This window comes from Lactobacillus sp. PV012 (genome assembly GCF_014522325.1).
Lineage (GTDB): Bacteria > Bacillota > Bacilli > Lactobacillales > Lactobacillaceae > Lactobacillus.
In genome coordinates, this window is the sequence record NZ_CP041983.1 from 1,511,812 (window position 1) to 1,523,859 (window position 12,048).

Below are 12,048 nucleotides of genomic sequence, written 5' to 3' on the forward strand. Positions count from 1 at the left end.
GAAGAATTTAAAATTCTATAAATAGAAAGTGTCTGGGAAAAAACTAGATGCTTAAAATAGAAAATCCGTTAGAACAGACAAGTTCTAACGGATTTTTTCTATACATTATCTCCCAACCTTGATATTATTAAATCACCACAAAATAAAAACAAAAAGGTGGAATTTTTATGTATCAAAATTATATCACAGGGCAAACTACTTTGACACTCAACTTGGATTTTTCTATCCCTAATAATCATTTAGCCCAGCTGATCAGTGATTTCGTTGATACTATTCCTAATGAGGTCATGTTAGATGATGACATGACAAAGACTGGTAGACCAGGCTATCATCCAGCTATGATGTTAAAAATTCTGCTCTTTGCATACTCCAGACGTGTTTTCTCTGGTAGAAAGATTGAGAGGATGTTAGAAGAAAATCTACCAATGATGGTGATTGCTCAAGGTCAACACATCTCCTATCACACGATCAATAATTTTAGATCTAGTGAGCATGCTAATGGCTTGATCAAAAAGAGTTTCATCTACTTCACTCATCTTTTACAAGAACAAGGACTACTTAGAGAAGGCTCTTTGTTTATCGATGGCACTAAGATCGAAGCTGATGCCAACAAGTATACTTTTGTTTGGAAGAAAGCTATCGAAAAATATCATACTAAACTGAAAGAAGATGCTCTCAAGCTTTATGAAGATTTGGTTCAAGAAAAAGTAACTAAAGCTATCACTGAAGAAGAAGCCATGACCAGTAAAGGTATGACAATGATGGCTAAAGAAGTCAATAAAGAAATTGAGCAACTTGATCAAGAAATAAAAGCTGAACGCACAGTCATTCCCGGTGGTTCAACTAAAAAACGGAGAAGACGTAGACTAAAGAAGTATTTACATAAATTAAATAAAGATTACGTTCCACGAGCAATGAAATATGAAAAAGCCAAACAAATCTTAGGTAAACGTAACAGCTTTTCTAAAACTGACCATGACGCAACCTTTATGCACATGAAAGAAGATCATATGAAAAATGGTCAGCTTAAACCAGGCTATAATATTCAAGCAGCTACCAGTAATCAGTATGTTATTGATTTTGCTTTATACCATAATCCAACAGATTTTAGAACGCTTGAACCTTTCTTGGGACAGATGAAAGCTAGAGAGTTATTGGATAAATTTAACAATATAGTTGCCGATGCCGGTTATGGTAGCGAGTATAACTATTCAATGCTTGAGGACAAGTACAAAGATAAAAAGTATTTTATTCCATACACCTTGTATGAAAAGGAACAGACACGCAAGTATAAGAATGATCCCAAAAAATTAAGTAACTGGTACTACAATGAAAAAGACGATTACTATATCGACTGGCAAGGTGTTCGCTTTAATTTTAAAGGATATCGTAAGCGTAAAAATAAAATTACAGGGCTAATATCCGATCTTAAGATCTACGAAGCAGATGAGTTCCAACTAAGTGAAGAACAAACTCGATTAGCTAAAACCAAGAGTGGTCGTCAACGGCAAGTTCAATACAATCCAAGCTGGCAATATTTTAAAGAAAAAGCAAAAGAAACTCTTCAAAGTGAGGAAGGCAAACACATCTATAGCATGAGAAAGACAGATGTCGAGCCAATTTTTGGACACATGAAGAGTGTATTTGGCATGCGCAGGGCACACCTAAGGGGTAAAAAGAATGTAGAAACAGATATTGGATTGATGTTTCTGATGATGAACTTAAGTAAATTCTGGAACGCAAGACTCTTAAACGGGGCTGTTTTAACAAAAAAGAGTAAGAATTCTATTTTTAGAAATCTTACTCTTAATTTTTAGTCTAGGGAGTTAGTTTTTTCCCAGACACTTTCTATCTGTTATATTAGTATAGAACCAACATACTCGTGAATATCATTCCCGAGTAGCACGGCAACTACCTATCCTCGCAGGCAGTTTCCCACCAACTACTTTCGGCGTTAAGAAGCTTAACTTCTGTGTTCGGCATGGGAACAGGTGTTTCCTTCTTGCCATTGCCACCGTACTCTTTCTGAGTTATTACACTCAAAACTGAATATAATCTAAAGCCTAAAACCTAGAGCTTTGGTCAAGTGCTCGACTGATTAGTACTAGTCCGCTTCACTCATCACTGAGCTTACACTCCTAGCCTATCTACCTCATCGTCTTTAAGGTGTCTTACTGCTTTCGCATCGGAAATCTCATCTTGAGGGGGGCTTCGCACTTAGATGCTTTCAGCGCTTATCCCGTCCATACATAGCTACCCAGCGATGCCGAAGGCTCGACAACTGGTACACCAGCGGTATGTCCATCCCGGTCCTCTCGTACTAAGGACAGCTCCTCTCAAATTTCCTACGCCCACGACGGATAGGGACCGAACTGTCTCACGACGTTCTGAACCCAGCTCGCGTGCCGCTTTAATGGGCGAACAGCCCAACCCTTGGGACCGACTTCAGCCCCAGGATGCGACGAGCCGACATCGAGGTGCCAAACCTCCCCGTCGATGTGAACTCTTGGGGGAGATAAGCCTGTTATCCCCAGGGTAGCTTTTATCCGTTGAGTGATGGCCTTTCCATACAGTACCACCAGATCACTAAGCCCGACTTTCGTCCCTGCTCGAGTTGTAGCTCTCGCAGTCAAGCTCCCTTATACCTTTACACTCTGCGAATGATTTCCAACCATTCTGAGGGAACCTTTGGGCGCCTCCGTTACACTTTAGGAGGCGACCGCCCCAGTCAAACTGCCCACCTGACACTGTCCTCGACCGCGCTTAGCGATCTGAGTTAGAGGATCCATCAAACAAGGGTAGTATCCCAACATTGCCTCCGATAAAACTAGCGTCCTATCTTCTCTGGCTCCTACCTATCCTGTACATGTTTAACAAATACTCAATATCAAGCTACAGTAAAGCTCCATGGGGTCTTTCCGTCCTGTCGCGGGTAACCCGCATCTTCACGGGTATTATAATTTCACCGAGTCTCTCGTTGAGACAGTGCCCAAATCATTACACCTTTCGTGCAGGTCGGAACTTACCCGACAAGGAATTTCGCTACCTTAGGACCGTTATAGTTACGGCCGCCGTTTACTGGGGCTTCAATTCAAACCTTCGCTTGCGCTAAGCTTTCCTCTTAACCTTCCAGCACCGGGCAGGTGTCAGCACCTATACGTCATCTTACGATTTTGCAGATACCTGTGTTTTTGATAAACAGTTGTTTGGGCCTCTTCACTGCGGCTGATCTTTTACAATCAGCACCCCTTCTTCCGAAGTTACGGGGTCATTTTGCCGAGTTCCTTAACGAGAGTTCTCTCGCTCACCTGAGGATACTCTCCTCGACTACCTGTGTCGGTTTGCGGTACGGGTAAAACTACTCTGGCTAGAAGCTTTTCTTGGCAGTGTGACATCATGACCTTCGCTACTTAACTTCACTACGCATCACGTCTCAAGCTTTTAAAGACAAGCATTTGACTCATCTTAACTCTTAACGCTTGCACATGGATATCCAACACCATGCGTCATTAGCCTCCTGCGTCCCTCCATTGCTCATAACAAGCAGTTTCAGTACAGGAATTTCTACCTGTTGTCCATCGGCTACGCCTCTCGGCCTTACCTTAGGTCCCGACTTACCCTGGGCGGACGAGCCTGCCCCAGGAAACCTTAGTCTTACGGCGGATAGGATTCTCACCTATCTTTCGCTACTCATACCGGCATTCTCACTTCTAAGCGCTCCATTAGTCCTCTCGATCTAACTTCACCGCACTTAGAACGCTCTCCTACCACACATATAATATATGCATCCACAGTTTCGGTACTATGCTTAGCCCCGGTAAATTTTCGGCGCAGCGTCACTCGACTAGTGAGCTATTACGCACTCTTTAAATGATGGCTGCTTCTAAGCCAACATCCTAGTTGTCTACGCAACTCCACATCCTTTTCCACTTAGCATAGATTTGGGGACCTTAACTGGTGATCTGGGCTGTTTCCCTTTCGACTACGGATCTTATCACTCGCAGTCTGACTCCCGTGCATTGATATCTGGCATTCGAAGTTTATCTGGATTCAGTAACCCATGACGGGCCCCTAGTCCAAACAGCGCTCTACCTCCATTATCATTCACACGAGGCTAGCCCTAAAGCTATTTCGGAGAGAACCAGCTATCTCCAAGTTCGTTTGGAATTTCACCGCTACCCACAACTCATCCCCGCGATTTTTAACTCACGTGGGTTCGGTCCTCCAGTGTGTTTTACCACACCTTCAACCTGGTCATGGGTAGGTCACTTGGTTTCGGGTCTACGTCACATTACTCTTTCGCCCTATTCAGACTCGCTTTCGCTACGGCTCCGTCTTTTCTGACTTAACCTTGCAACATAACGTAACTCGCCGGTTCATTCTACAAAAGGCACGCCATTACACTTTAATGTGCTCTGACTACTTGTAGGCACACGGTTTCAGGTTCTATTTCACTCCCCTCCCGGGGTTCTTTTCACCTTTCCCTCACGGTACTGGTTCACTATCGGTCACTAGTTAGTATTTAGCCTTACGAGATGGTCCTCGCGGATTCAATCGGGATTCCTCGTGTCCCGACCTACTCAGGATCCTGCTAAGTCTTGTCGCAATTTCGCTTACGGGGCTATCACCCTCTCTGGCTTATCTTTCCAGATAATTCTGCTATCACTTCAAGTACTACATCGCAGTCCTTCAACCCCAACTGGCAAGCCAGTTGGTTTGGGCTCTTTCCTGTTCGCTCGCCGCTACTTAGGAAATCGATTTTTCTTTCTCTTCCTGCAGCTACTTAGATGTTTCAGTTCACTGCGTCTTCCTTCGTATAACTATTTATTCATCATACGATAATACCTCTCGGTATTGGGTTCCCCCATTCGGATATCTCCGGATCATCGCTTACTTACTGCTCCCCGAAGCCTTTCGTGGTTCGTCACGTCCTTCATCGGCTTCTAGTGCCAAGGCATTCACCATGCGCCCTTTTCTACTTGACCTATTTCAAGTTTGAGTTTCTCTCTTCTTCTCGGTCGCTCTTCAATCTGTTTCTCTTTCGATTGTCTCGGTTTTTTGCTTTGATTATATTCAGTTTTCAATGTACTAACTCTTGAGGGCTTTCCCCTCAATGGAGGCTAACGGGATCGAACCGATGACCTCCTGCGTGCAAAGCAGGCGCTCTCCCATCTGAGCTAAGCCCCCATTCGCCATTCTTTCTCAAAGTTTTTCTACTTTGAATGGGCCTAAATGGACTTGAACCATCGACCTCACGCTTATCAGGCGTGCGCTCTAAACCAGCTGAGCTATAGGCCCGATTTGCTTGGCATTTATTCAAGTATGGTTGAGGTATTACCCTCAAAACTAAACAAAAATTCTTCTGTGTGCCTTTTTCTTGTTTGGCTTTCTGACTTCTTTTAGTGTCTTCACACTCTCCATCAGTTGCCCTTCCTTAGAAAGGAGGTGATCCAGCCGCAGGTTCTCCTACGGCTACCTTGTTACGACTTCACCCTAATCATCTGTCCTACCTTAGACGGCTGACTCCTTAAAGGTTATCTCACCGGCTTTGGGTGTTACAGACTCTCATGGTGTGACGGGCGGTGTGTACAAGGCCCGGGAACGTATTCACCGCGGCGTGCTGATCCGCGATTACTAGCGATTCCAGCTTCATGTAGGCGAGTTGCAGCCTACAATCCGAACTGAGAACGGCTTTCAGAGATCCGCTTGCCTTCACAGGTTCGCTTCTCGTTGTACCGTCCATTGTAGCACGTGTGTAGCCCAGGTCATAAGGGGCATGATGACTTGACGTCATCCCCACCTTCCTCCGGTTTGTCACCGGCAGTCTCATTAGAGTGCCCAACTTAATGATGGCAACTAATGACAAGGGTTGCGCTCGTTGCGGGACTTAACCCAACATCTCACGACACGAGCTGACGACAGCCATGCACCACCTGTCTCAATGTCCCCGAAGGGAAAGCCTAATCTCTTAGGTTGTCATTGGATGTCAAGACCTGGTAAGGTTCTTCGCGTTGCTTCGAATTAAACCACATGCTCCACCGCTTGTGCGGGCCCCCGTCAATTCCTTTGAGTTTCAACCTTGCGGTCGTACTCCCCAGGCGGAGTGCTTAATGCGTTAGCTGCAGCACTGAGAGGCGGAAACCTCCCAACACTTAGCACTCATCGTTTACGGCATGGACTACCAGGGTATCTAATCCTGTTCGCTACCCATGCTTTCGAGCCTCAGCGTCAGTTGCAGACCAGAGAGCCGCCTTCGCCACTGGTGTTCTTCCATATATCTACGCATTCCACCGCTACACATGGAGTTCCACTCTCCTCTTCTGCACTCAAGTTTAACAGTTTCTGATGCAGTTCTTCGGTTGAGCCGAAGGCTTTCACATCAGACTTATTAAACCGCCTGCACTCGCTTTACGCCCAATAAATCCGGACAACGCTTGCCACCTACGTATTACCGCGGCTGCTGGCACGTAGTTAGCCGTGACTTTCTAGTTGATTACCGTCGAATAAAGGCCAGTTACTACCTCTATCTTTCTTCACCAACAACAGAGCTTTACGAGCCGAAACCCTTCTTCACTCACGCGGCGTTGCTCCATCAGACTTTCGTCCATTGTGGAAGATTCCCTACTGCTGCCTCCCGTAGGAGTTTGGGCCGTGTCTCAGTCCCAATGTGGCCGATCAGTCTCTCAACTCGGCTATGCATCATTGCCTTGGTAAGCCGTTACCTTACCAACTAGCTAATGCACCGCAGGTCCATCCAAGAGTGATAGAAATCCATCTTTCAAACTCTAGACATGCGTCTAGTGTTGTTATCCGGTATTAGCATCTGTTTCCAGGTGTTATCCCAGTCTCTTGGGCAGGTTACCCACGTGTTACTCACCCGTTCGCCGCTAGCTTGTATCTAGTTTCATGAAATGCAAGCATTTCAATCATCTAGGCAAGCTCGCTCGACTTGCATGTATTAGGCACGCCGCCAGCGTTCGTCCTGAGCCAGGATCAAACTCTCATTTCCTTTTTGAAATGAGCTTTTCTTAGCTCTTAACGTTTTTTTGATTTGTTATCTCAAATTTATTGCTTGCGAATTGACTTCGCTTTGTTTGGGGTTTATTTCCCCCGCACACTTACGAATTTTTGTTCAGTTTTCAAGGTACTACCACTAACTTAATCTTTTATCAAGTTAGCTTAATAATTATAGCGCATTTTAAAATAAATTGCAAGTGTTTTTTGTAATTTTTTATTTCGCTATTAGCTCCGGCTGTCAGACTCGAACTGACGACAGCCTGATTAACAGTCAGGTGCTCTACCAACTGAGCTAAGCCGGAATAAGTAAAAGAGCACGGCAACTACCTATCCTCGCAGGCAGTTTCCCACCAACTACTTTCGGCGTTAAGAAGCTTAACTTCTGTGTTCGGCATGGGAACAGGTGTTTCCTTCTTGCCATTGCCACCGTACTCTTTCTGAGTTATTACACTCAAAACTGAATATAATCTAAAGCCTAAAACCTAGAGCTTTGGTCAAGTGCTCGACTGATTAGTACTAGTCCGCTTCACTCATCACTGAGCTTACACTCCTAGCCTATCTACCTCATCGTCTTTAAGGTGTCTTACTGCTTTCGCATCGGAAATCTCATCTTGAGGGGGGCTTCGCACTTAGATGCTTTCAGCGCTTATCCCGTCCATACATAGCTACCCAGCGATGCCGAAGGCTCGACAACTGGTACACCAGCGGTATGTCCATCCCGGTCCTCTCGTACTAAGGACAGCTCCTCTCAAATTTCCTACGCCCACGACGGATAGGGACCGAACTGTCTCACGACGTTCTGAACCCAGCTCGCGTGCCGCTTTAATGGGCGAACAGCCCAACCCTTGGGACCGACTTCAGCCCCAGGATGCGACGAGCCGACATCGAGGTGCCAAACCTCCCCGTCGATGTGAACTCTTGGGGGAGATAAGCCTGTTATCCCCAGGGTAGCTTTTATCCGTTGAGTGATGGCCTTTCCATACAGTACCACCAGATCACTAAGCCCGACTTTCGTCCCTGCTCGAGTTGTAGCTCTCGCAGTCAAGCTCCCTTATACCTTTACACTCTGCGAATGATTTCCAACCATTCTGAGGGAACCTTTGGGCGCCTCCGTTACACTTTAGGAGGCGACCGCCCCAGTCAAACTGCCCACCTGACACTGTCCTCGACCGCGCTTAGCGATCTGAGTTAGAGGATCCATCAAACAAGGGTAGTATCCCAACATTGCCTCCGATAAAACTAGCGTCCTATCTTCTCTGGCTCCTACCTATCCTGTACATGTTTAACAAATACTCAATATCAAGCTACAGTAAAGCTCCATGGGGTCTTTCCGTCCTGTCGCGGGTAACCCGCATCTTCACGGGTATTATAATTTCACCGAGTCTCTCGTTGAGACAGTGCCCAAATCATTACACCTTTCGTGCAGGTCGGAACTTACCCGACAAGGAATTTCGCTACCTTAGGACCGTTATAGTTACGGCCGCCGTTTACTGGGGCTTCAATTCAAACCTTCGCTTGCGCTAAGCTTTCCTCTTAACCTTCCAGCACCGGGCAGGTGTCAGCACCTATACGTCATCTTACGATTTTGCAGATACCTGTGTTTTTGATAAACAGTTGTTTGGGCCTCTTCACTGCGGCTGATCTTTTACAATCAGCACCCCTTCTTCCGAAGTTACGGGGTCATTTTGCCGAGTTCCTTAACGAGAGTTCTCTCGCTCACCTGAGGATACTCTCCTCGACTACCTGTGTCGGTTTGCGGTACGGGTAAAACTACTCTGGCTAGAAGCTTTTCTTGGCAGTGTGACATCATGACCTTCGCTACTTAACTTCACTACGCATCACGTCTCAAGCTTTTAAAGACAAGCATTTGACTCATCTTAACTCTTAACGCTTGCACATGGATATCCAACACCATGCGTCATTAGCCTCCTGCGTCCCTCCATTGCTCATAACAAGCAGTTTCAGTACAGGAATTTCTACCTGTTGTCCATCGGCTACGCCTCTCGGCCTTACCTTAGGTCCCGACTTACCCTGGGCGGACGAGCCTGCCCCAGGAAACCTTAGTCTTACGGCGGATAGGATTCTCACCTATCTTTCGCTACTCATACCGGCATTCTCACTTCTAAGCGCTCCATTAGTCCTCTCGATCTAACTTCACCGCACTTAGAACGCTCTCCTACCACACATATAATATATGCATCCACAGTTTCGGTACTATGCTTAGCCCCGGTAAATTTTCGGCGCAGCGTCACTCGACTAGTGAGCTATTACGCACTCTTTAAATGATGGCTGCTTCTAAGCCAACATCCTAGTTGTCTACGCAACTCCACATCCTTTTCCACTTAGCATAGATTTGGGGACCTTAACTGGTGATCTGGGCTGTTTCCCTTTCGACTACGGATCTTATCACTCGCAGTCTGACTCCCGTGCATTGATATCTGGCATTCGAAGTTTATCTGGATTCAGTAACCCATGACGGGCCCCTAGTCCAAACAGCGCTCTACCTCCATTATCATTCACACGAGGCTAGCCCTAAAGCTATTTCGGAGAGAACCAGCTATCTCCAAGTTCGTTTGGAATTTCACCGCTACCCACAACTCATCCCCGCGATTTTTAACTCACGTGGGTTCGGTCCTCCAGTGTGTTTTACCACACCTTCAACCTGGTCATGGGTAGGTCACTTGGTTTCGGGTCTACGTCACATTACTCTTTCGCCCTATTCAGACTCGCTTTCGCTACGGCTCCGTCTTTTCTGACTTAACCTTGCAACATAACGTAACTCGCCGGTTCATTCTACAAAAGGCACGCCATTACACTTTAATGTGCTCTGACTACTTGTAGGCACACGGTTTCAGGTTCTATTTCACTCCCCTCCCGGGGTTCTTTTCACCTTTCCCTCACGGTACTGGTTCACTATCGGTCACTAGTTAGTATTTAGCCTTACGAGATGGTCCTCGCGGATTCAATCGGGATTCCTCGTGTCCCGACCTACTCAGGATCCTGCTAAGTCTTGTCGCAATTTCGCTTACGGGGCTATCACCCTCTCTGGCTTATCTTTCCAGATAATTCTGCTATCACTTCAAGTACTACATCGCAGTCCTTCAACCCCAACTGGCAAGCCAGTTGGTTTGGGCTCTTTCCTGTTCGCTCGCCGCTACTTAGGAAATCGATTTTTCTTTCTCTTCCTGCAGCTACTTAGATGTTTCAGTTCACTGCGTCTTCCTTCGTATAACTATTTATTCATCATACGATAATACCTCTCGGTATTGGGTTCCCCCATTCGGATATCTCCGGATCATCGCTTACTTACTGCTCCCCGAAGCCTTTCGTGGTTCGTCACGTCCTTCATCGGCTTCTAGTGCCAAGGCATTCACCATGCGCCCTTTTCTACTTGACCTATTTCAAGTTTGAGTTTCTCTCTTCTTCTCGGTCGCTCTTCAATCTGTTTCTCTTTCGATTGTCTCGGTTTTTTGCTTTGATTATATTCAGTTTTCAATGTACTAACTCTTGAGGGCTTTCCCCTCAATGGAGGCTAACGGGATCGAACCGATGACCTCCTGCGTGCAAAGCAGGCGCTCTCCCATCTGAGCTAAGCCCCCATTCGCCATTCTTTCTCAAAGTTTTTCTACTTTGAATGGGCCTAAATGGACTTGAACCATCGACCTCACGCTTATCAGGCGTGCGCTCTAAACCAGCTGAGCTATAGGCCCGATTTGCTTGGCATTTATTCAAGTATGGTTGAGGTATTACCCTCAAAACTAAACAAAAATTCTTCTGTGTGCCTTTTTCTTGTTTGGCTTTCTGACTTCTTTTAGTGTCTTCACACTCTCCATCAGTTGCCCTTCCTTAGAAAGGAGGTGATCCAGCCGCAGGTTCTCCTACGGCTACCTTGTTACGACTTCACCCTAATCATCTGTCCTACCTTAGACGGCTGACTCCTTAAAGGTTATCTCACCGGCTTTGGGTGTTACAGACTCTCATGGTGTGACGGGCGGTGTGTACAAGGCCCGGGAACGTATTCACCGCGGCGTGCTGATCCGCGATTACTAGCGATTCCAGCTTCATGTAGGCGAGTTGCAGCCTACAATCCGAACTGAGAACGGCTTTCAGAGATCCGCTTGCCTTCACAGGTTCGCTTCTCGTTGTACCGTCCATTGTAGCACGTGTGTAGCCCAGGTCATAAGGGGCATGATGACTTGACGTCATCCCCACCTTCCTCCGGTTTGTCACCGGCAGTCTCATTAGAGTGCCCAACTTAATGATGGCAACTAATGACAAGGGTTGCGCTCGTTGCGGGACTTAACCCAACATCTCACGACACGAGCTGACGACAGCCATGCACCACCTGTCTCAATGTCCCCGAAGGGAAAGCCTAATCTCTTAGGTTGTCATTGGATGTCAAGACCTGGTAAGGTTCTTCGCGTTGCTTCGAATTAAACCACATGCTCCACCGCTTGTGCGGGCCCCCGTCAATTCCTTTGAGTTTCAACCTTGCGGTCGTACTCCCCAGGCGGAGTGCTTAATGCGTTAGCTGCAGCACTGAGAGGCGGAAACCTCCCAACACTTAGCACTCATCGTTTACGGCATGGACTACCAGGGTATCTAATCCTGTTCGCTACCCATGCTTTCGAGCCTCAGCGTCAGTTGCAGACCAGAGAGCCGCCTTCGCCACTGGTGTTCTTCCATATATCTACGCATTCCACCGCTACACATGGAGTTCCACTCTCCTCTTCTGCACTCAAGTTTAACAGTTTCTGATGCAGTTCTTCGGTTGAGCCGAAGGCTTTCACATCAGACTTATTAAACCGCCTGCACTCGCTTTACGCCCAATAAATCCGGACAACGCTTGCCACCTACGTATTACCGCGGCTGCTGGCACGTAGTTAGCCGTGACTTTCTAGTTGATTACCGTCGAATAAAGGCCAGTTACTACCTCTATCTTTCTTCACCAACAACAGAGCTTTACGAGCCGAAACCCTTCTTCACTCACGCGGCGTTGCTCCATCAGACTTTCGTCCATTGTGGAAGATT

General features: G+C 46.6%; 1 protein-coding gene, 5 tRNA genes and 6 rRNA genes. 1 reads left to right on the top strand and 11 read right to left on the bottom strand.

The features are described from left to right. Positions 1 to 167: 167 nt before the first annotated feature. Positions 168 to 1,817: an IS1182 family transposase gene (locus tag FP433_RS07370; protein ID WP_265486709.1), complete on the top strand. Its 1,650-nt coding sequence runs from the start codon at positions 168 to 170 to the stop codon at positions 1,815 to 1,817. A gap of 85 nt (positions 1,818 to 1,902) precedes the next feature. Here FP433_RS07370 and rrf (FP433_RS07375) read toward each other — a convergent pair. The 11 genes from rrf (FP433_RS07375) to FP433_RS07425 form a co-directional block, all read right to left on the bottom strand. Beyond that, positions 1,903 to 2,019, bottom strand: a 5S ribosomal RNA gene (rrf, locus tag FP433_RS07375). 59 nt (positions 2,020 to 2,078) lie between these two features. Next, positions 2,079 to 4,985, bottom strand: a 23S ribosomal RNA gene (locus FP433_RS07380). A gap of 129 nt (positions 4,986 to 5,114) precedes the next feature. Next, positions 5,115 to 5,187: transfer RNA gene (locus FP433_RS07385), tRNA-Ala, on the bottom strand. Positions 5,188 to 5,223: 36 nt separating this feature from the next. Then, positions 5,224 to 5,298 (bottom strand) — tRNA-Ile (locus FP433_RS07390). Between the two features lie 140 nt (positions 5,299 to 5,438). Continuing rightward, positions 5,439 to 7,009: ribosomal RNA gene (locus FP433_RS07395) — 16S ribosomal RNA — on the bottom strand. A gap of 237 nt (positions 7,010 to 7,246) precedes the next feature. After that, positions 7,247 to 7,319, bottom strand: a tRNA-Asn gene (locus FP433_RS07400). 12 nt (positions 7,320 to 7,331) lie between these two features. Continuing rightward, positions 7,332 to 7,448, bottom strand: a 5S ribosomal RNA gene (gene rrf, locus FP433_RS07405). Between the two features lie 59 nt (positions 7,449 to 7,507). Then, positions 7,508 to 10,414: ribosomal RNA gene (locus FP433_RS07410) — 23S ribosomal RNA — on the bottom strand. 129 nt (positions 10,415 to 10,543) lie between these two features. After that, a tRNA-Ala gene (locus FP433_RS07415) sits at positions 10,544 to 10,616 on the bottom strand. A gap of 36 nt (positions 10,617 to 10,652) precedes the next feature. Next, positions 10,653 to 10,727: transfer RNA gene (locus FP433_RS07420), tRNA-Ile, on the bottom strand. 140 nt (positions 10,728 to 10,867) lie between these two features. Further along, positions 10,868 to 12,048: ribosomal RNA gene (locus FP433_RS07425) — 16S ribosomal RNA — on the bottom strand. The 16S, 23S and 5S rRNA genes sit together here with 5 tRNA genes alongside, the layout of an rRNA operon.

Coding starts and splice junctions, on each gene's coding strand:
- FP433_RS07370 (WP_265486709.1), top strand. CDS start 168: ATGTATCAAAATTATATCACAGGGCAAACTACTTTGACACTCAACTTG.